The sequence below is a fragment of the Micromonospora eburnea genome (genome assembly GCF_900090225.1).
GTDB classification, from domain to species: Bacteria; Actinomycetota; Actinomycetes; order Mycobacteriales; family Micromonosporaceae; genus Micromonospora; species Micromonospora eburnea.
In genome coordinates this window covers 1-17,230 of record NZ_FMHY01000001.1, presented here as the reverse complement: position 1 = coordinate 17,230, position 17,230 = coordinate 1, and the positions used below count along the sequence as shown (strand labels likewise).

The 17,230-nt window shown below is 70.8% G+C and carries 28 protein-coding genes; 5 read left to right on the top strand and 23 right to left on the bottom strand.

Going from position 1 to position 17,230, the window contains the following annotated elements:
* Positions 1-2: 2 nt before the first annotated feature.
* The 12 genes from GA0070604_RS00135 to GA0070604_RS34190 form a co-directional block, all read right to left on the bottom strand.
* Positions 3-1,337, bottom strand: coding sequence for a phage major capsid protein (locus GA0070604_RS00135; RefSeq protein ID WP_167363363.1), 1,335 nt, complete (start codon positions 1,335-1,337; stop codon positions 3-5).
* A gap of 5 nt (positions 1,338-1,342) precedes the next feature.
* Complete coding sequence (locus tag GA0070604_RS00130; RefSeq protein ID WP_091112154.1) at positions 1,343-1,633, bottom strand: hypothetical protein; 291 nt, start codon at positions 1,631-1,633, stop codon at positions 1,343-1,345.
* Positions 1,630-2,310, bottom strand: a complete 681-nt coding sequence (locus GA0070604_RS00125) for a head maturation protease, ClpP-related (RefSeq protein WP_091112152.1) — start codon at positions 2,308-2,310, stop codon at positions 1,630-1,632. The genes GA0070604_RS00130 and GA0070604_RS00125 overlap by 4 nt, the downstream gene beginning before the upstream one ends.
* The gene (locus GA0070604_RS00120) at positions 2,307-3,536 is read right to left on the bottom strand and encodes a phage portal protein (RefSeq protein ID WP_091112149.1); all 1,230 of its coding nucleotides are present in this window, start codon (positions 3,534-3,536) and stop codon (positions 2,307-2,309) included. The genes GA0070604_RS00125 and GA0070604_RS00120 overlap by 4 nt, the downstream gene beginning before the upstream one ends.
* A 48-nt stretch (positions 3,537-3,584) precedes the next feature.
* Positions 3,585-5,075 carry a terminase gene (locus GA0070604_RS00115; protein WP_091112145.1) on the bottom strand — a complete coding sequence of 497 codons (1,491 nt, stop codon included), beginning with the start codon at positions 5,073-5,075 and terminating at the stop codon, positions 3,585-3,587.
* A complete protein-coding gene (locus tag GA0070604_RS00110) occupies positions 5,008-5,412 on the bottom strand; it encodes a terminase small subunit (protein WP_141721193.1) in 405 nt (134 codons plus the stop codon). Before GA0070604_RS00110 ends, GA0070604_RS00115 begins: the two co-directional genes overlap by 68 nt.
* A 504-nt stretch (positions 5,413-5,916) precedes the next feature.
* Complete coding sequence (locus tag GA0070604_RS00100) at positions 5,917-6,867, bottom strand: HNH endonuclease (RefSeq protein ID WP_091112135.1); 951 nt, start codon at positions 6,865-6,867, stop codon at positions 5,917-5,919.
* A 48-nt stretch (positions 6,868-6,915) separates the two neighbouring features.
* A complete protein-coding gene (locus GA0070604_RS00095; RefSeq protein WP_091112133.1) occupies positions 6,916-7,146 on the bottom strand; it encodes a hypothetical protein in 231 nt (76 codons plus the stop codon).
* Positions 7,146-7,307 (bottom strand): DUF6011 domain-containing protein, encoded by a 162-nt coding sequence (locus GA0070604_RS32195; protein WP_167363362.1) that lies wholly within the window; start codon positions 7,305-7,307, stop codon positions 7,146-7,148. Before GA0070604_RS32195 ends, GA0070604_RS00095 begins: the two co-directional genes overlap by 1 nt.
* Positions 7,308-7,402: 95 nt before the next feature.
* The gene (locus GA0070604_RS00090; RefSeq protein WP_141721192.1) at positions 7,403-7,798 is read right to left on the bottom strand and encodes a hypothetical protein; all 396 of its coding nucleotides are present in this window, start codon (positions 7,796-7,798) and stop codon (positions 7,403-7,405) included.
* A 140-nt stretch (positions 7,799-7,938) separates the two neighbouring features.
* Positions 7,939-8,457, bottom strand: a complete 519-nt coding sequence (locus tag GA0070604_RS00085) for a hypothetical protein (protein WP_141721191.1) — start codon at positions 8,455-8,457, stop codon at positions 7,939-7,941.
* Positions 8,454-8,648, bottom strand: a complete 195-nt coding sequence (locus tag GA0070604_RS34190; protein ID WP_091112122.1) for a helix-turn-helix domain-containing protein — start codon at positions 8,646-8,648, stop codon at positions 8,454-8,456. Before GA0070604_RS34190 ends, GA0070604_RS00085 begins: the two co-directional genes overlap by 4 nt.
* Positions 8,649-8,778: 130 nt before the next feature.
* Here GA0070604_RS34190 and GA0070604_RS00075 point away from each other — a divergent pair, with 130 nt between their 5' ends.
* The 5 genes from GA0070604_RS00075 (at position 8,779) to GA0070604_RS00055 (ending at position 10,848) form a co-directional block, all read left to right on the top strand.
* Positions 8,779-9,195: a helix-turn-helix domain-containing protein gene (locus GA0070604_RS00075; protein ID WP_141721190.1), complete on the top strand. Its 417-nt coding sequence runs from the start codon at positions 8,779-8,781 to the stop codon at positions 9,193-9,195.
* Positions 9,192-9,443, top strand: coding sequence for a hypothetical protein (locus GA0070604_RS00070; RefSeq protein WP_091112115.1), 252 nt, complete (start codon positions 9,192-9,194; stop codon positions 9,441-9,443). Before GA0070604_RS00075 ends, GA0070604_RS00070 begins: the two co-directional genes overlap by 4 nt.
* A complete protein-coding gene (locus GA0070604_RS00065; RefSeq protein ID WP_091112111.1) occupies positions 9,440-9,658 on the top strand; it encodes a hypothetical protein in 219 nt (72 codons plus the stop codon). The genes GA0070604_RS00070 and GA0070604_RS00065 overlap by 4 nt, the downstream gene beginning before the upstream one ends.
* On the top strand, positions 9,658-9,894 hold the full coding sequence (locus GA0070604_RS00060; protein WP_141721189.1) for a hypothetical protein: 237 nt from the start codon (positions 9,658-9,660) through the stop codon (positions 9,892-9,894). The genes GA0070604_RS00065 and GA0070604_RS00060 overlap by 1 nt, the downstream gene beginning before the upstream one ends.
* A gap of 123 nt (positions 9,895-10,017) precedes the next feature.
* Positions 10,018-10,848, top strand: coding sequence for a site-specific integrase (locus tag GA0070604_RS00055; RefSeq protein ID WP_141721188.1), 831 nt, complete (start codon positions 10,018-10,020; stop codon positions 10,846-10,848).
* Positions 10,849-10,901: 53 nt separating this feature from the next.
* On the opposite strand, the gene GA0070604_RS00050 is transcribed toward GA0070604_RS00055, so the two are convergent.
* From GA0070604_RS00050 to GA0070604_RS00005, 11 genes are all read right to left on the bottom strand, one after another.
* Positions 10,902-11,225 (bottom strand): hypothetical protein, encoded by a 324-nt coding sequence (locus tag GA0070604_RS00050; protein WP_091112101.1) that lies wholly within the window; start codon positions 11,223-11,225, stop codon positions 10,902-10,904.
* The gene (locus GA0070604_RS00045) at positions 11,222-11,863 is read right to left on the bottom strand and encodes a hypothetical protein (protein ID WP_091112097.1); all 642 of its coding nucleotides are present in this window, start codon (positions 11,861-11,863) and stop codon (positions 11,222-11,224) included. The genes GA0070604_RS00050 and GA0070604_RS00045 overlap by 4 nt, the downstream gene beginning before the upstream one ends.
* On the bottom strand, positions 11,860-12,105 hold the full coding sequence (locus GA0070604_RS00040; RefSeq protein ID WP_091112092.1) for a hypothetical protein: 246 nt from the start codon (positions 12,103-12,105) through the stop codon (positions 11,860-11,862). Before GA0070604_RS00040 ends, GA0070604_RS00045 begins: the two co-directional genes overlap by 4 nt.
* Before the next feature lie 77 nt (positions 12,106-12,182).
* Positions 12,183-12,743 (bottom strand): hypothetical protein, encoded by a 561-nt coding sequence (locus tag GA0070604_RS00035; protein WP_091112090.1) that lies wholly within the window; start codon positions 12,741-12,743, stop codon positions 12,183-12,185.
* A gap of 43 nt (positions 12,744-12,786) precedes the next feature.
* On the bottom strand, positions 12,787-14,337 hold the full coding sequence (locus GA0070604_RS00030; RefSeq protein WP_091112087.1) for a hypothetical protein: 1,551 nt from the start codon (positions 14,335-14,337) through the stop codon (positions 12,787-12,789).
* Positions 14,334-15,329, bottom strand: a complete 996-nt coding sequence (locus tag GA0070604_RS00025) for a phage tail tape measure protein (protein ID WP_244161700.1) — start codon at positions 15,327-15,329, stop codon at positions 14,334-14,336. The genes GA0070604_RS00030 and GA0070604_RS00025 overlap by 4 nt, the downstream gene beginning before the upstream one ends.
* A gap of 214 nt (positions 15,330-15,543) precedes the next feature.
* Positions 15,544-15,684 carry a hypothetical protein gene (locus GA0070604_RS32190; protein WP_167363361.1) on the bottom strand — a complete coding sequence of 47 codons (141 nt, stop codon included), beginning with the start codon at positions 15,682-15,684 and terminating at the stop codon, positions 15,544-15,546.
* A gap of 213 nt (positions 15,685-15,897) precedes the next feature.
* A complete protein-coding gene (locus tag GA0070604_RS00015; protein ID WP_091112077.1) occupies positions 15,898-16,227 on the bottom strand; it encodes a hypothetical protein in 330 nt (109 codons plus the stop codon).
* A gap of 14 nt (positions 16,228-16,241) precedes the next feature.
* On the bottom strand, positions 16,242-16,397 hold the full coding sequence (locus tag GA0070604_RS32875) for a hypothetical protein (protein ID WP_208601949.1): 156 nt from the start codon (positions 16,395-16,397) through the stop codon (positions 16,242-16,244).
* Between the two features lie 5 nt (positions 16,398-16,402).
* Positions 16,403-16,645, bottom strand: a complete 243-nt coding sequence (locus GA0070604_RS32870) for a hypothetical protein (RefSeq protein WP_208601948.1) — start codon at positions 16,643-16,645, stop codon at positions 16,403-16,405.
* Positions 16,646-16,657: 12 nt separating this feature from the next.
* Positions 16,658-17,230 (bottom strand): hypothetical protein (locus GA0070604_RS00005; protein ID WP_208601947.1); only part of this gene is annotated, 573 nt, incomplete at its 5' end.

Genomic DNA, 17,230 nt, shown 5'->3' with positions numbered 1-17,230 from the left:
CGTCAGGCCGCGTTGGCCTGGGCCAGCGCGTACGCCTTGCGGTTCTGCACGTTGCCGTCCGCCCGCTCCCAGGCGACGTACTCCACCTGGCCGTAGTTCGCCCGCGAGTACGGGTTGACGATCATCGTGAAGTTGGCGACGCGGCGGATCGTGTACGCCTCCCGCAGGTCGCCGAGCACACCCCACCGCGCGTTCAGCGTGGTCATGTTGGGGAAACCCTGGTCGATCACCACCGGGTAGCCGAGCAGCTCGCGGGCCGGCCGGCCGCCGATGCCCGAACTCTGCTGCGGGTCGACCAGGGGCCGGCCGGCACTGTCGACCAGCGCCCGGATGCGCTGCCACGTGTTCTTACTGAACGCCCACTTCGCGGACTGCTCGTACGCCGGGTCAAGCGCGGACTCGATGTCGAGCAGCTTCTGATAGGTGATCGCGTTGCCGGCGGCCAGCACCACGTCCGCGGTGAGGCCGGCGTGCGCGATGCCGTACGGCTTGCCGGATCCGTCGGCCGTCACCCAGTCCCGGGCCTGCTTGCGGGCGATACGGGTGGCGAGCGCCCGAGCCAACAGCGCCTCGATGTCGAACTCGGCGTCCTGAATCAGCTCGACGGAGACGCGCAGGCCGGCGTTGGGGTCGGCCCCGGTCGAGGTGTACTTGTACGCCTTGAGCGAGACGGAGCCGAACGCCAGGTCGGCACCGCCAGCGAATGCCGCTTCCTCCGCGGTGATCGCACCCTCGGACGCGGTGTCGTCCACCGACGGGTACTCGACCTCGCCGCCCCGGTCGGTGGCGAAGCCGTCGACCTCGGCGGCCAGGCCGCCATAGGACTTCTGCGCCTCCACCAGCTTCTGCCGGAACTGCGGCGATACCAGGTAGCCGCCCTCGCTGTCGGTGCCGACCTGCTGGGCGTTCATCAGGTCGGAGTTGGGCTTGCCCGAGCGCAGGTAGTGGTTGAACGCCTGGTTGTAGGTGTCGTCGCGGCGTGCGGTGCCCGCGTACGCGGCGACGGCCAGGTCCCCAGGGACGGGCGTCTCGTACGCCTCCTGGCGCCGGCGGATGTTCTCCGACCGGCGGGCGCCGGCAAGCGCGGATTCCAACCGCTCGTACCGGTTGGCCTCGGCGTCGGTCAGCGCGCGGGTGTCGGTGTTCGCCGCGATCGCCGACATCTCGTCCATGATCTCGTCGATCGTGGCGGGGATCGGCTCGTCGCGTGGCTGGGTGGCGGCCGCGGGGTCGCCGGCCGCCGGCGGAGCCGGCCGGTTCGCCGGCGGCGCCGGCGGGCGGGCGGGCGCCCGGTTGAAGAAGCGAGCCACGTCCAGCGGGGTCGCCTTCGGGTCCATCGGTGTCATCCCCTCTTACGGCCAGCGGCGGCCCGCTGGTTGGTCGGGCGGCGGCGGCGCAGCTCGCACTGGTGGTACATCCACGCCTCGGCCGGGCTGAGCGGGCGGCCGTCGACGGGGAGCGCGGCCATCTCGGCCAGGAGCTCGTCGTCGGTGGCCCTCTCCACCCAGCCGGCGTAGACCTGCTGGAACTGCTCCCAGTCGTCCACGTCGGCGGTCGCCTGGTCGGGCAGCTTCGGTGCGGTACGCGGCCGGTCGGGGGTGTCCTCGGCGGCCGGGGTCGGGGCGTCGGTCATCGGGCGGGTGTCCTTTCCAGGTGGGCGCGCGCCCGAGCTGTGACCAGCTGCGTACGCGGCAGGATGTTGGATGCGGGTTCGTCGTCGATCGCCTCGTCGGCCAGGCCGGCGGCGGCCGCCTCGGCGGCGGTGTACCAGGTCTCGGCCCGCATCGCGGCCCGCCAGTCGTCGGCGCTGCCGCCGGCGCGGGTGGCGTAGATCGACGCGATGTTGTCCGATAGCCGGCCCAGCTGCGCCGCGGTCTCCAGGTGGTCGGCCTCGTTGCCTATGGTGAGCGCCAGACCGTCATGGATCATCAGCTCGCTGTGCCGGTTCATGACGCGATGCTCGGCGGCTTGCAGGACCCACGACGCGGCCGACGCGGCCAGGCCGTCAACGGTCGCCTCGACGCGCGCCGGGTGGTCGCGCAGCGCGTTGTAGATCACGAACCCGTCGTAAATCAGGCCACCGGGGGAGTTGATCCGCAGGTCGATGACCGGGGCGGTGATGCCGCGTAGGTCACGCACGAACTCGCGCGCGGAGATGCCCCACTCGCCGATCACGTCGTACAGCTCGACCAGGGCGCGGTCGGCCTCGTTGCGGATCGTGTACCAGCCGCCGGCGCCGCGCTGCGTACGGCCGGCCGCGGTCGACCAGCGGGACAGCAGCTCGGGCGGCAACAGCTCGCGGACGGTCACGCCGGTACCTCCTGGGGCTGCTGGCCGGGCTGCGGCGACGGCAGCGCCAACACGTCACCGCCGGCGATGGGCGGCAGACCGAGCCGGGCACGAGCCTCGTTCACGGTGAGGATCGGCTTGCCGGTCTGCTTGATCAGCAGGTCGATCTCCTGCTCGGGGGTCGGCCTCTCCCACTCGTGGTAGTCGAACCGCACCGACCGGGGCGCGGCGAGCAGGCGGGACAGCCGCTGTTCGAGGCGTGCCGTCCAGTGGGCCAGGGTGTAGCGGGACAAGCCGCGGTTCTGCTCGGCCACACCGGTGCCCCAGCTGGTCTGCTTCTCGGTCTGCATCAGCAGATGCGGCGGCACGCCGGTGAAGCGTGCGATCTCCTCGATCTGGAACTGGCGGGAGGAATGGAACTGCGCCTCTTCGTTGGTCATCTGCCACTTCTGCAGGTGGATCCGCCGGTTGATCACCGCGATCCCGGAGGCGTTCTCCCACCCGGCCGTTTTCAGGTCGAGGTCCTGCTTGATGTGCTGGGCGTCGTCCGGGCCCCATTGTTCCCCTTCCTCGGGGGTGGCGAGGCCGGACATCAGGGCGCCGTCGGAGAACATCTTGCCCGCGGCCCGGTCCCCCGCCACGGCGATGCCCAGGCTGTTGGCGGCGACCTGGAGCAGGCCGACGCCGCGGCGGCCGTCCAACGACAGGGCCGGGCAGTACGTCATGGTCTTGTCGGTGAACTCGCGCCGGGACCCGTCCTGCAAGAACGCCGTATACGTGCGCTGGTAGGGCGTGGACAGCTCGCTGGCCGCCTGTTTCGGCGGCGGGTCGACCTGCACGCTTCCCGGGTGGATCGGCACCAGGCCGGCCAGGGCACCGCCCACGTTGTACACGTGGGCCAGACACGCGGCACCGTGCATCATCTGATGCGCGATCACGGTCTGTTTCCACTCGAACGGCGTCATGCCGACCACCCCGCCGGGATCGTCGAACACCGACCGGACACGGGTCACCACGCCGTCGACCTCGCGGACAGTGGGCATCGGCAGCATGGCGATGGTCCCGGACACCAGGTTCACCGCGCGCCACATGGCCGACAGGCCCAGCGCGGTGGCCTCCCCCACCGGCACGCCCGAGTAGTTGCCGACACCGATCCGGAAATACTCGGCCAGCGCGGGGTCAGAGATGCTGACCAGGTCACTCGGCGCTTGCGCCGGGCGCCGGCGACGCCACAACCTCCACCCCATAACCGGAAGGGTATCTCGTGTGATCGAATTCCGGAATTGAGGATCGCGTCACCGGCGCGCGGTCACCACCGCGAGGGGCGGCGGGGGCGTCGGCAGCGTGCGGGCCAGGTGGACAGCGCCGGCGACGGCGTACACCGCGGCGGCGCTGCCGCCGGCGCGCACGAACACCCAGGCGTCACCGGGGCTCTTCTCGACGGCTTCGGCCTGGGCGTCGAGCATGTCCTGACCGGAGTGCACCACCGTCCGCCCGTTGACCTCCTTCGCCAGCCCCATGCAGACGGCGGACGTCTCGCCTCGGATCCCGGCGACGGTCACGCCGGGCGGCGGCCAGTCCCGCACGCCGGCCTTGCGGCGGTCCGCGACCCGGGCCGCCACGGCGGCCGCCGGGCCCGTCGGGAACCAGCCGAGCACCCGGGGCCGCAGCTTGGCCACCCAGCCGGGCAGCTCGCGTTCCATGGCGGCCGCGGCCGCCGGCCCGGTCCACTCGTGCACCGTCTCCACTCGGACCCGGCCGTCCTCGAGAACGGCCGCCGCGGCAAGGACGGCGTGCGTGGTGTCCGGGGACAGGTCGATGCACAGCGCGAGCCGGGACCGGGCGTCGTCGAGGGTTCCGGGCACCTTGCATTCGCCCCAGCCGGTCGGGTCGAGCGCCGGATTCAGCTTCGGCACCGACATGCACAGGACCTCGGTGACGAACCCGGCGACCTCCTCCGGGTCGGCGCCCGGCATGGCCAGGCGCGTGGCGGCGCCGGCGATGACGTCCGGGTCCATCCGCCGGCCCAGCTGCGGGTTGGCCGCAGCCCAGCCGGCCGGGTCGGTGATGTGCGTACCGGGCGGGGCCGAATACTCCAGGATGCCCAGCCGCGGGTCGCCCTCGCCGGTCTCGACGAACTTCACCGCGGCGGTACGCAGGGCCCGCAACACCACCGACCGGACGTCGCCCTGGTTGGTGATGTAGACGATCTGGGCTTCCGGCACCGCGTTCGTGGCGAACGTGACCGCGTTGTACGCCTCCCAGGTGTGCTGCTCGCGCAGCTCGTCACCGATCGCCCGGCGGATCGTCTTGCCGCGGCCGCCCTTGCGGGTCGCCGCGCCGATCTTGTACGCGCAGCGGTCGGTGGTCGACAGGACCTGTTGCCCGTTGCCGATCCGGACGGAGCGCACCCGGGCGGCGAGCGCCGGCGTTTGCTGGGCGAGCTCGACGGCGAACTCCCACGCCTCCTTGGCCTGCTCCAGGTCGGTTGAGGTGCCGAACACCATGGCCTGCCGCTCGACGAACATCCAGTACAACGCCAACACCTTGCACAGGTGCGTCTTGCCGTTCTGGCGGGCGACGATGATGAGGATCTGGCGGAACCGCGGCCGCCCGTCGGGCAGCAACTCGCCCAGGTGGATCACGCACCACTGCTGCCACGGGTCCAACGGCTGACGCAGGATCTCCCGGGCGAACCAGATGACCCGGAAGCCGTAGCTAGTCTCCGGCGTCAGCGGCCGTAACGGCCGGGTCCACAGCCTCGGTGTAATCGAGCCCAGCGGCACCACCTCCGCCGGCGGCGGCGTCGGCTCGCAGCTGGTCGAGCTGACCGCTTGCAGGGTCACCGCCGGCCTCCTGTCCTCCACCACGCACCGCCGGCCGGGCGCCCGGACTCATCCCCAACCGGTCAAGCGTGGCCTCAAGCCTGCGACCGATGATGTCGACCTCGGTGATCACCCGTTTGTGGTGCACCGGCGAGTCGATCGCCTCTTCCTCGCCCAACCGCTTGATCAGCCGGTCCAACTGGCGGGCGTACGTCAACGCGAGCTCCACCGTGGCGGCATCCCGAGGCAACCGGGGCGTTTCCTGCAACGCAAGGCGAAGTTTGCTGGAAATCGTCACGAATTGCCCCGCTCTGGCGAAAAACCGGGGCCTCCGGAGGCCCGGGGGAGAGAAAAGGACAGGGCGCGGGTGTCCCTGGGGTCAGGCTCCGAACTTTTCGCGCCGCGCTGCGCGGTCGCGCTCGCGCCGGCGTCGACCGCGTGCACGAACGCGCATCGCGTCCTAGGAAGCGAGATCTCACCATCGAGTCACCGGCCTGTTCGGTGGGTCGACGTGCTCGGTCGGGTCACCGATATGCAGGTTGCACGCCGCGCAGCTGGCCACGATGTACGCCGGATCATCGCCGGTCACCGCGCGGCCGCGCGTGTGGTGCGCGTGCCCCGCGTTCGGCCCGGTCAACTCGGCCCGGCCCGTACACCGATGCGACCCGGGCACCCGATCGCACCAGCCGTCCGCGTGCGCCCGGCACCGGTAGCCGTCGCGCCAGAGCACGAACGCGCGCACGGTTCTCCACCGCCTGGTGCTCCCGCTCGCCCAGCTTGCCGACATGATCCAAGTATCCGGTCACGGTTCATCCATGCCAGGGCGAGGAACGTCCGGGGGATGCCCGGCCTTGGGTACGCGGGGGCGCAGGTACGGGGATGCCCTGCCGGCTGGTCGGACAGTATCGGGAGGCCCGAGCCTCGTCGATGAACCTGTGACGATGCCCGCCCCGTCCCGTCCGGGAGAGGTCCGCTCCTGTGACCGTCCCTGGTCTGGGCGTAGATCTGCGCGCACACCGGTGACCGGACACGCGACTGCACCTGTGACCGGACCTGCGACGGTCGCAGGTTCTGTCGTAGGTCCGTCGTAGGTTCCGTCGTTGGTCTGGTCGGTGGTAGGTACGGGCAACAGCACCATGTCCGCCTGCTCGGGCGTGCGCCGGTTCTTACGGTTGTTGCAGCCGCGGCACGCCACGACAAGGTTGTCCATCCCGGCGGCCACCTCGGGGTCAACGTGGTCGAACGTCATGCCCTCGTCGGTGATCCTGTCGCTGTGCTTGCACAGGCGGCCGCAGTAGCGGCACCGGTCCCGGTCGCGGTCGCGTACCTGCCGCTTGAGCTTGGCGTCGCGCAGCTCGCGTTTCTTCGCGCGGTGGACGTCGTTCTCGCTGCGGCTCGGGTTGCGGTCGAGGTAGTCATGTACGGCGTAGGCGTAGTCGGCGTGCCAGGTGCGGCCGTCGAGGCACGGACACGCCGGCGTCGTTCCGTCCGGGTTACGTACGTGCAGCAGCGGCGCCCGGCCGTACCGGGCGCGCAGCAGCCGCGCCGTGGTGGCCTTGGTGCCGTACTCGTCGACGACGTCGGCCGGGACGAACCCGTCAGTGCCGGCACCGGCCACCCAGGTCACGATCTGAAGCCAATGGCCGATCGTGGCGCATCGCTGTTCTGTGGCGCGTACGCCGGTGGCCCCGTCATCGACGAGGCCACGGATTTTGACCGAGGTAATCAGCTTGTCGTCGATGCGGAGCCACACGGGGCGGTGCCTTCCTGGAGTTGTGCGGGTTGCGCTGGGTGGTGCTGCTCAGGCCTTGCGGACACGGACCCGCCCATACCAGCGGTAGCGGCCCCGCTCGCCGGCGATCGGGGTCGGCGGCATCGGGTCGGTCCGGCACGCCTGGGTGTCCGTCGAGTCCGGCTCGGGCACGACGATCAGGCCCATCGCGGCCAGCTGGGCGCGCAGCTGGGCGATCTCGTCCCAGGTGCCATGCGCCCACACCTCCAGGCCGATCGCGCGGCCGATCGTGCGCGCCATCAGCTCACCCCCGGCACATGGACGTCGACGACGGGCAGCAACTCGTCCTGGACGTGGTGCTGGCGGCGCAGCTTGCGCCAGCACTTGTCGCCGATGCGGCGGGCCCTGGACGTCGGCGACGTGCACAGCCGGCCGCAGAGCCGGCAGCGGACCGGGGTCATGCCTTGGACCACCGCCCGGCGGCGAAGCCGACCAGGTACGCGCCGGCGGTCGCGGCCGCGGTCCACACGAAAATCAGCAGCGTGGCGGACATCGGTCACGCCCCCAGCGCGGTGTACGCCGCGGCGGTCGGCCAGTAGCGAGGCGTGCGAGTGCCGGTGTCCCACGGGAACGGCGGCAGAACCCCGAGGTCGATCAAGGCGTCGACGCCCTCCCCGACGCTGCGCACCGGACGGAATATGGCCCGGACCGGCCAGGGGTGGTCCTTGGTCGGGCGGGTGAACACGGACACACCGCACCCGCCCACCCGCTCGATACGTACGCCGGCGGTCGCCTGGCTGGAGTCGGCGGCGTTGATCCACCCCATCCAGTCGTGCGCGGTCCAGCCGTGCGTGCGGGCCCAGCAGTGCACCGCGGCGAGTAGGTCACGATCGGCTGCGGTCAGCTCGCCGGAGAGCAGGGGGTTGTCCGGTGTCGGTGTCGGATACGTCATGATCACTCCTTGAGTCAGAGATGAGGGCGCGCGCCGGGCCCGGGGGAAGCACGGCTGAACGTGGGCCGTATCGGGCCCGGCGCGCGCGTACGCGCCCGGCGGCCGGCCGGATTGTGGTGGTCACGGCCGGCCGCCGGGGATCAGTGGGCGGCCAGCCAGACGAGGCCGGCCGCGGCCGCCATGGCGACGAGGACGAGCGCAACCAGCGCGGTGGTGGCGGACGCGCAGCCGCCCGGCCGGCCCTCACCGCCGGCGGTGCCGGGCGTACGCCGGCGGCCGGGCCCGGACGGACGCCGGCCGGCACCGCCACCCGTACCCGGGCCGCGGGTGCCCCGGTTCGCCTCGGGCTCGACGTAGCCGACGCCGGGCCGCCACCCGTCCGGCCAGATGTCGTGCCGGGTGACGTCGTCGACGTACTCCGTACGCGGCTCCGGCACGGGCCCGCCGGCGGTGGGCAGGTTCGGCCGGTTGGCCAGCCAGTCGCCGTACGCGGCGTCCTTCCGGTCGCCGGCGGCCGGGTCGGTACGCGGCTCGGGCATCACCAGGGGCCGGGTGACGTCGGCGATCAGCGCGTCAATGCACGGCAGGCACGGGCACGACGGCGGGTGCGGCTCGTCGGCCGGACGCGCGGCCGCCGGGAACATGTCGCGCTGGCTCAAGACGCCACCGCCTCGGGCTGCGATCCACTGAGGATCGCGGTCACGTCGTCTGCGCGGACCTTGGCACGCCCGCCCGGCATGGGTACGGACCGGAGCTTGCCGGCCCTCACCCAGCGGCGGACGGTCGACGGCGAGACCTCCAGACGCGCAGATGCCTCGGGAATGCTTAGCAACGTTCGATTTGACGCCATGCGGCAGACCGTAGCCACGGACGGAAGTGCCGTCAAGCGTCACTCGCGCGCTCTTCCGTCAGAAACCCGTCCGCGTGTCAATCAATGCGCGATATGGCGATCTTTGCGCGGTGCCGCTACGCTTCCGGACATGACGATGGCTACGACGGTCCGGCAGTCCACAGGGTGGATCGCCGATGACTCGACGTTCGGCGCTCGCCTGGCCCTGGTCAGACAGCGCATGGGCTGGGGGAACATCGCCGAGGCGGCGAAAGCGTGCGGCCTCCCAGTCGACTCATGGCGCAACTGGGAGCGCGACAACCGGGCGCCGCGCCGGATCACGGTGATCGCTAAGCAGATCAGCACGGCGAGCGGGTGCGACTACCTCTGGCTGCTACTCGGGCCCGATCACGGGGGCGAGGGTGGAACTACTCGCCAGTATTTCCAGCCGGCACGCCTCGTCGCCGCTGTTGACCCGGCCGCGCCGTCCAGCCGCAGGCCCGTGCGGCGCACCCAGCCGCGACGCCCGTCCGGCAGCACCAGGCCGCGGACGGCGGTGGCGGCATGAGCACACTCACGGCCAAGGAACGACGCTGGCGGGCGATCGACCGGAAGTATGCGCGGCAAGAACGGCTCAACGCCCTTCGGTCCTCGGCGGAGAAGATGGCGATGCGGCTCGCCGCCTCGAACTACGACAACGCGCGGCACCTGGGGGACGACCGGGATAAGTCCGACCGGGCATTTCGCGCCGCACGGCGGCAGACGGCGGCGTTGCGGCGGCTGCTCGACGCCCTCTATGCCGAGGCGATCCGGTGATGGGCATGATGTCGGAAGGCCGGTGGACCGACACCACGACGACCGCGGCCACGCCGCCGATCGACCGGTACGAACTCGGCCTACTGCACGGCGGGATCGACTCGCTGGAAAGCGTCCTGGAGCTAATCAACATGCCCGGGGCGGACATTCAGGCGGTAGTGCGCGCGCTGCTGAAAGACAAACGAGATCGCGCGGCCGGCCGGGGTGTCCGGTGATGGGCCGGCGCGCGGAGACGGCGGCCGCCGTGCTCCAGCTGGTCATCACGGTGTGCATCGGCGGGGCGCTGATCGTCGCCGGTGTCACCCAGCCGTCGACGCCCGCGCCGGCGCACCGGGTCCAGCACATCCGGCCCGCGACCGAGGCGGAAGAACGCCAGTGGGAGGTCAACCACCTGGCGGACGTGTTGGAGGCGTGCGCGGCGCGTCCAACATGTGACCAGTCCGTCCCATAGCCCTGGACGGCACATCACTCTTCGCACAAACGTTCGAATCAATCTCGCTGGTTTCATATACGTGGGGTGACCATGGGATTTACCACCTTGCAAATTGCTTCAGATAGCAACGATCCTCAAGCAATGAGCTACTTGATCGATCTGCATCTGGCGCACCTACGCGCCAGTGCCAAGAGCGGAAGGACGGTCGAGGCGCGCGCAGATCTGCTGCGCCGTCTCCATCACGAACTGCCGTACGGACTCGCGTACGCGGCCACCGACGAACTGGACGCCTGGCTCGGCGGCAACCCCGCCTGGTCGAGGTGGACCAGGGCCACGTACGCGATGCACATCCGCGGCTTCTACCGGTGGGCGTCGGCGGCCGGGCACCTCGACGGCGACCCGACAGCGGACATGGCCAAGCCCCGCAACCCGAAGTGCCTGCCGAACCCGGTCACGGACGACGAACTCGTCCAGGCCCTCGCGCGGTCGGCCGACCCGTGGCACACGGCGATCCTGCTCGCCGCTCACGCCGGCCTACGGGTCAGCGAGATCGCCCGACTCGACCGGGCCGACGTGACCGAGGAAATCATTCGCCTGGTGGGCAAGGGCGGCGACCCCGAGGCCGTGTACACGCACCCGGTCATCTGGGCGCACGTACGGGACCGGCCGCCCGGCCGGCTCGTGCGCGGCCCGTCCGGGCAGACCATCACGGGCCGGTGGCTGTCGCAGCACCAGGCGGCGCACTTCCGCCGCATCGAGATGCCCGGGGTACACATGCACCGGTTCCGGCACTGGTTCGGTACGGCGCTGCTGGACGCCGGGAACAGCATGCGGGAGGTCCAGGAGTCGATGCGACATCAGTCCGTCAGCTCGACCCAGATCTACACGAAGGTACGGAGCGGGCAGCGCCGACTAGCCATCAGATCACTGCCCACTCCGGTTACCAAAGAGCCCGACGAGAGCCCCAGATAGCACCACCGACGGTACCGGCCCGGTCGCACGATAGCGACCGGGCCGGTCAGCTTTTAAGGAAGTTCTGTACGTGTGTTCGACTGGCCCGGGGCCGGGTCGGGGGTGACCGGCTTGGACGCGGCCAGCTGCCGCGACTGCTCGGCGATGATCTCCATCAGCCGCGTGACGTTGCCGTTGGTCTGCTGGGCGACCTGGCTGGTCGTGCTCTTCACATCGGCGACCTGGGCGGCGACCATCGCGGTCAGCACCGGCACGACGAGCAGAGACATCACGACCACGATCGTGTCCGTCGACACCCCGGCGATGGCCATGACGGCGGCCGCGGCGACGGCCAGGCCGGCGAGCACCACGGCGGCCCACATGAAACGCGGGTTCACGACGCGGGCCCTCCGGTGAGCACCCGGCGGACGATCGCGTCCGCAAGCTGGTCGTAGTCGATGGCACCGCCGGCCGGCCGCGCGGCGAGCTCGTCGACGCGGGTGGCCAGCTTGGCCACTGCCGCCGGTACGGCGCGCAGCTGGTCGAGGGCCACGCCGACCGTGACGCCGGATCGGCCGATCATCGTGTTGTGCAGGGCGGCCTGAATGATCGGGGTGTCCGTTGCCCTGTCGAGCATGTCTGTGTCCTCCAAGAGTCCCCATGGTCGGGTGTCCTGCTCCGCCTCGCGCGTCTGGTCTATCGAGAGGTGGAAGTGCTTTTCGTGCGGGTTCACCCCGTCGTACGGCTCGGATTTCCAGCCGCGTAGCCGGTGGTAGAGACGCCGCTCATAAATGACGTAGCGGGCGGACGGATGCCGCTTGATCGCTGCGAAAATCGTCGGGAAGTCGACGCCGTCCTCGTCGACGTCGATCGCGTCGACCGACCCGCGCTCGTTCGGGTTGTGGTCCGATCGGGTCGCCTGGTGCCGGGCGTCGCCGATCCACCCGTCCGAGGTCCGGTCCCGGCGCGGCCACCGCCGGTTGATCTCGTCGCGCAGCACCGTCAACGCCGGCGCCAGGTACGGAGGCGCGCTCACGACGCTTCCACCGCGACCCAGTGCACGTTCAAGGTCATGGTCTGTGCCGCGGTCAGGTCCACCCGGACCGTCGCACCGGCGGCCGAGAGCACCGAGACCAGAACCGTGGACTTGACCGCAGCCCCGGCCCCTGTCACCACCTGGGTAACGATCACCGGCTGCGCAGCGAACGGCGCTGGAAACACAATCGCCGCGGTGGCACTCGACGCCCCGACGAACGACACCGGGACCACCCGGACCACCCCGTCAGGATCATCCTCGACCTGGGCGCCGTGATCGTCTCCCCAGCTAGGAACCCACCAGCCATGCTGTCTCCTCCCTACAGCCCGGGAACCGCGGGCAGCCACACATCTACCGGGGTGCCGGCCTGCCACGCCGCGGTGACGCCGTTGAGGCCGCGGGCCGCCACCGTGGCGGTCTGTGGGGACGCCGCGCCGGTGATCAGGGACACCCGCACCCGCTCTTCGCCGACGCGCAGGTCGAGGGGGAAGGCGGCCGGGTTGGTCGTCCACCGGCCGGACGCCGCGGTGGTGGCCAGCTGCATGGTGGCCGCGCCGTTCCAGGGCGCGGCGAGGGTTGCGCCCACGATCCCCACCCGGGCCGGGCCGTCCACGACGGCGATGTCGTACGGCTGGGCGGGCACCCCTGAGAAGGTGATCTTCCACGTGTATTCGGCGATCGTCTCGGTGTAGCCGAGCGCCAGCGTGCGGATGTCGCCGGCGGCCCACGCCGGCGGGCCGGTCACCTCCAGGACGTCGCCGGCGTCGACGGCGAGCAGCGCGGCCATGGCGGCCGGGGCGGCCTGCCACTCCGGCGAACTCAGCTCCACCGACAGGGCCTCGTACCGGGGGCGGTCCACGGTGCCCAGGTGCCGCGCCACGACGCCTGATCGGCCAGCTGATCGTCGCCAGCGCAGTTGAGCTCTACCTCGGTGCGGTACACACCGACGCCGGCCGGGGCGGCACCGCGGCCAGCGGGCCCGTCGTCTGCACCGCCCGGACCGAGCTGCCGTCGGGCCTCTTCACGACGACGTCGTTGCGGACCGCGTCGGCGTCGTCGATCGGCTCGAACGGCGGGGCCAGCTGGCCCGTGTAGGCGATCGGAGTCGGGGTCTGGTTGTAGAGGCTGGCGCAGGTGCGGTACACGAGGCCCAGGACGTCACGCTGCTCGTACAGGTAGCCGCCGTCGACGTCGACGGACTGATCGGCCAGCTCGCTGAGCGACGCCGTGGCCTGGTAGCCCAGCCGGCCGGCCGCCGGTGACCCGATCACAGTGACGGGAACGCCCTCCTCGCCGGCGACCCGCACCAACCGATCAGCGGCCGTCTCGTACCAGTAGCCGTCCAGCGGGCCCAGCCGGAACCCGGGCGGCAGCGACGGGTAGTCGACCAGACTGCCGCCGATCGGGAACGGGCGGCCGGCCCACACCGCGACGTGCCCGAAGCCGAGGGGCTTGGTCGACGTCGCGCGCCGGGTGTTCACCCCGATGGAGGTCACGCCGGCGAGCGTGCCCGCGACGGACCCGGTCCCCTCGATGTAGCTCGCCCCGGCCCAGCGGACGCCGGCGGAGATGTTGCTCCCGTTCTGCCAGACGGACACGTTGGCCAGGTAGAAGCTGGTGACGACACCGAACCCGGTGGTGACCAACGTGGCCGCGCCGTCGGCGTTGTAGGCCACCAGCCGCATGTCGAGGCCGCCCACGATCTTGGCGGTCAGCTGCCACCGCACGTACGTGCCGCCCGGCGTGGTGATGTCCAGGAGGACGACGTCGCCGGTGATCGCGGCGATGTCGGTCAACTCGACCGCGGCCATCGCCGACCAGCCGGCCGCCGTCGACGCGGTGACGCTGGCGGGCACGTCGCCCACCAGGGACGCGCCGGCGGACACGTCGGCGATACGGTCTGTGCCCCGCCGCACCGTCGCGCCGGTCACCACGTTGGTGATGTCCGTCCAGGCCACCGTCCCGGCGACGCGCATCGGCGACTGGCCGGACAGCGCCGACCCGCCTACGGACGCGCCGGCGCCGTCCTCCAGCGGCCAGTACGCGAGGGCGGACGCGGCCACCGTGCGGCGCAGCGGCGAGAGCTTCGGCTGTTCACCCTGCCCGAGGCGGCGCAGGATCCCGGACGCCTCGACGTCGACGTACCGGTCGGTGCCGGGCAGGTTCCACCGCGGCGGCCACTCCGACACCTCGCCGGCGAACCGGGCGACCAGCGGGCCGGCGAGCGGGCCGGCGGACACGCGCAGCGGGGTGTTCCGGCCGATCAGCCCGTACCACGGGCCCGTCGGGTTGCGCGGCGCGTACCGGTCCGGGTTGTTCAGGCGCAGCGAGCAGCGACCGTACTCGGCGCGGCCGCCGGCGCTGGTGCGGCCGCGGGTGATCGTGACCGGGCCGCGGACGTCGGCGGTGATATCCACCCAGCCCAGCACCGGGCCAAGGTGGAGCTCCACCTTGGTCCGGAACAGCTTGCTCATGCGCGGCCGCCGAGCACGTATTGCACGTAGCCGCCGCGCTTTTTGATGGCCCGGGCCAGGATCTCGACCAGGAGGTCGTCGAGGCGTGAGCCGGCGGTGTCGATGGTCAGCGTCGCGCCGGCGCTGCCGGCCGCCGAGTTGACCGTCTCGCCGGCCTGCAACATGGCCAAGACGTTCTGGCCGGGAGCGCCCGGTACGCGGCCGCCGGCGTGGAAGGTCGGCAGGTGCGGCACGCTGATGGAGTTGCCACCGATGACCGGCACCCACGACGGTACGGTCCAGCTGAGCCGGCCTACCGTGCGGTTCCAGCCGGTGGCCACCGCGTTGAATCCCGCCTTGAATGGCCGCGAAATCGCGTCACCGATCCGCGAGAATGCCGACCCGATCCAGCCCGGGATTTTCTTGATGAAATCCCACGTGCTCGACGCGGCCGACTTGATCCATCCCCACGACGCGCGCCAGGCTTTTTGGAACCAGTCGGTTTTGGTGGCGATCAGCACGATCACGGCTATCAACGCGATGACGCCCACCACGATCCACGTAATCGGCGACGTCCACAGCGACAGGTTGAGCAGCGCCTGAGCGCCGGCCCAGGCCTTTTGCGCGGCCGCCACCGCCAGGGCGCCTACCCGGGTCTGCGCGAACCACCCGACGGCAGACTTCAGTTGGGGGATCAGCAGGTTGTAGAACCCGGACGCGAGGTCGCCGACACCGAATCCGATCATCAGTAGCTGCTCTTCGAGACCGAGGCTCTTGCCTTCCTCGTCGACGCCCTTCAAGCCGAGCCGCAGATCATGCAGACCGGTGATCGTGTCGCGGAACCCCATCGCCTTGGTGTCGATGGAGTCCGCGGCCTCGCCGGCCCGGTCGAACCCCGCCGCGGCGCCGTCGACCTCGCGGGACATGTCCCGGGCGGCACCACCGACCCGGGAGAAACCGTCCTCGACGCCCTTCGTCTCTCCGGCGAACGTCAACGTCACCTGGTTGGGCATCAGCTGACCTCCAGCCCGGCGTCACGGGCCAGCTGGGCGAGCGCATCGGACATGATCTCGGTGACCCGATCCCGGCGCACCTCCAGGCCCTTGTACACGTACCGGCCCTCCCGGATGAACGGACGCTTCGACGGCCGGCCCTTGATCCGGCCCTCGCCACCGAAGTCCAGCCATGGCGCGTACGGGGCCGCGCGGCCGCCCAGCGCGATACGCGCTACCCGCTGCGTCGAGCGAGCCTTGAGCGACCGGGCGGCCCGACCGGACCGGCGGGGAAACCGGGCTCCGCATAGTCGATGATCTCCTCGGCGGCCGCGTTGAGCGCCAGGCGCAGTTGCCGGGGCAGGCCAGCGTCCATCGCCCGAAGCTGCGCCTGAAACTCTCGCAGCCCCGATACGTGGATCTTCGCGACCATCACAGCCCCGCTTTCGCCCGTTCGAGTTCTTCCCGCTGCGCTTTCAGCGCGTAGTACCGGGACCAGTACAGGAATTCCGCCTGACTCATCCGCTGCCGCAATTCCGCGACGGTCATCGACAGTTTCTGCGCCAGGAAGAATTCGAAATGCAGATCGTCATCGTCGTCGAGAAGTGCTTTTGGTTGCCTCCTTGCCGGCGCCCGGCTTCATGCCGGACAGCTCGGCGATCGCGTCGGACACGGCGACCAGGTCGCCGGCGTCGCCGGCGGCCGCCCACGCCGCTACCTCGTCCTCGGTCATCTTCGGGTCGGTCATGCCCGTGGCGATGTAGTACGTGTCGCGGTCGGCCGTCGACCGGCCGTCCTGCGCGGCCAGGACCTCGTCGCGGGTCAGCGCCCGGACCGCCACCGTGGATCCGTCGGGCAGCGTGGCGACGCCCCGGCCGGTCTTGCGGGCCAGGATCTGGTCACGGGTCAGGTGTGCCATGGGTCGTGCTCTCCTTACGCCTGGGGGGTGTCGTCGACCTCGTCGGAGATCTCGAATTCGGCCGACCAGCTGACGATGTCGTCGACCGGGTTGGTCTCCACGTACTTGGACACGACGGCGTCGAACTTGTCCTGAGGCTTCCCGGCGCCGGTGCCCTCCGGCTTGCGCACCACGGCTACCGTCTCGCCAACAGCGGCTTGATCGCGGCGCGCGGCCCGGTGGTCTCGGAACTGTCGTACGTGCCGCCGCAGGTGAACTTGCCGTCAAGCAGGCCGCCGGACTTGGTCTTGGCCTTCTTGCCGTACCCGGTGGTGTCGTGCACATCCGCGGAGCCCTCGTACGACGAGGTCTTGCAGTGCGCGGAGATGTCCTTGGTGGCCACCGTCACCACGGTGTGCTTGCCGTGAACCGCGCTCATGGGATCACGCTCCTACTTCTTCGAACCGATGACGTCGAGGGTGAACAGGGCGGCCAGCTGGTCGACGCCGGCGATCGTGACGACGTCGACGTCGCCCTCTGTGCACGTCACCTCGTCGCACGACGTCCAGGCGTACGCCTCGACCAGCGCGTACACGCTGGCCGGTCCCGAGGCGTTGAGGTAGGCCGCCAGCCGGTCCCGTGTCTGCTGCTCGTTCGGGGGACCGAAGGAGATCACCAACTGCAGGGTGATGCGCCAGTTCGCGCCGTCGATCAGGTAGCTCGCGTTGGTCGGGTAGTTGACCACCGCGGCCGGCGGCGACACCTTCCCCACCGGCCACCCGTACGCGCGCAGGCCGTCCACCTGGCCCATGCAGGCGGCGACCTCGTCCATCACTGCGGCAAGGTTCACCCTGCCGCCACCAGCGCACGAGGCCGGCCAGGCTGACCGCGACGTCGGGGTCCAGCCGGGCGAGTAGCCGGATCTCGGATCCCTGGTCGGGTGATCCGGCGACGCCGGCGGCGCATCGCGGCGCCACGCCAGTCGGGAGCCCTGCAACAGCGCGGCCTGCACCACCGGTACGGG

Bases quoted from the DNA above. Each gene is read 5' to 3' on its own strand.
- GA0070604_RS00055 (WP_141721188.1), top strand. From the start codon at position 10,018: ATGAGCTACTTGATCGATCTGCATCTGGCGCACCTACGCGCCAGTGCC.
- GA0070604_RS00095 (WP_091112133.1), bottom strand. From the start codon at position 7,146: ATGGCGCGCACGATCGGCCGCGCGATCGGCCTGGAGGTGTGGGCGCAT.
- GA0070604_RS00030 (WP_091112087.1), bottom strand. From the start codon at position 14,337: ATGAGCAAGCTGTTCCGGACCAAGGTGGAGCTCCACCTTGGCCCGGTG.
- GA0070604_RS00070 (WP_091112115.1), top strand. From the start codon at position 9,192: ATGAGCACACTCACGGCCAAGGAACGACGCTGGCGGGCGATCGACCGG.
- GA0070604_RS00025 (WP_244161700.1), bottom strand. From the start codon at position 15,329: ATGCCCAACCAGGTGACGTTGACGTTCGCCGGAGAGACGAAGGGCGTC.
- GA0070604_RS00120 (WP_091112149.1), bottom strand. From the start codon at position 3,536: ATGGGGTGGAGGTTGTGGCGTCGCCGGCGCCCGGCGCAAGCGCCGAGT.
- GA0070604_RS00075 (WP_141721190.1), top strand. From the start codon at position 8,779: ATGACGATGGCTACGACGGTCCGGCAGTCCACAGGGTGGATCGCCGAT.
- GA0070604_RS00130 (WP_091112154.1), bottom strand. From the start codon at position 1,633: ATGACCGACGCCCCGACCCCGGCCGCCGAGGACACCCCCGACCGGCCG.
- GA0070604_RS00135 (WP_167363363.1), bottom strand. From the start codon at position 1,337: ATGGACCCGAAGGCGACCCCGCTGGACGTGGCTCGCTTCTTCAACCGG.
- GA0070604_RS00015 (WP_091112077.1), bottom strand. From the start codon at position 16,227: ATGGCACACCTGACCCGTGACCAGATCCTGGCCCGCAAGACCGGCCGG.
- GA0070604_RS34190 (WP_091112122.1), bottom strand. From the start codon at position 8,648: ATGGCGTCAAATCGAACGTTGCTAAGCATTCCCGAGGCATCTGCGCGT.
- GA0070604_RS32190 (WP_167363361.1), bottom strand. From the start codon at position 15,684: ATGGACGCTGGCCTGCCCCGGCAACTGCGCCTGGCGCTCAACGCGGCC.
- GA0070604_RS32195 (WP_167363362.1), bottom strand. From the start codon at position 7,307: ATGACCCCGGTCCGCTGCCGGCTCTGCGGCCGGCTGTGCACGTCGCCG.
- GA0070604_RS00090 (WP_141721192.1), bottom strand. From the start codon at position 7,798: ATGACGTATCCGACACCGACACCGGACAACCCCCTGCTCTCCGGCGAG.
- GA0070604_RS00060 (WP_141721189.1), top strand. From the start codon at position 9,658: ATGGGCCGGCGCGCGGAGACGGCGGCCGCCGTGCTCCAGCTGGTCATC.
- GA0070604_RS32870 (WP_208601948.1), bottom strand. From the start codon at position 16,645: ATGAGCGCGGTTCACGGCAAGCACACCGTGGTGACGGTGGCCACCAAG.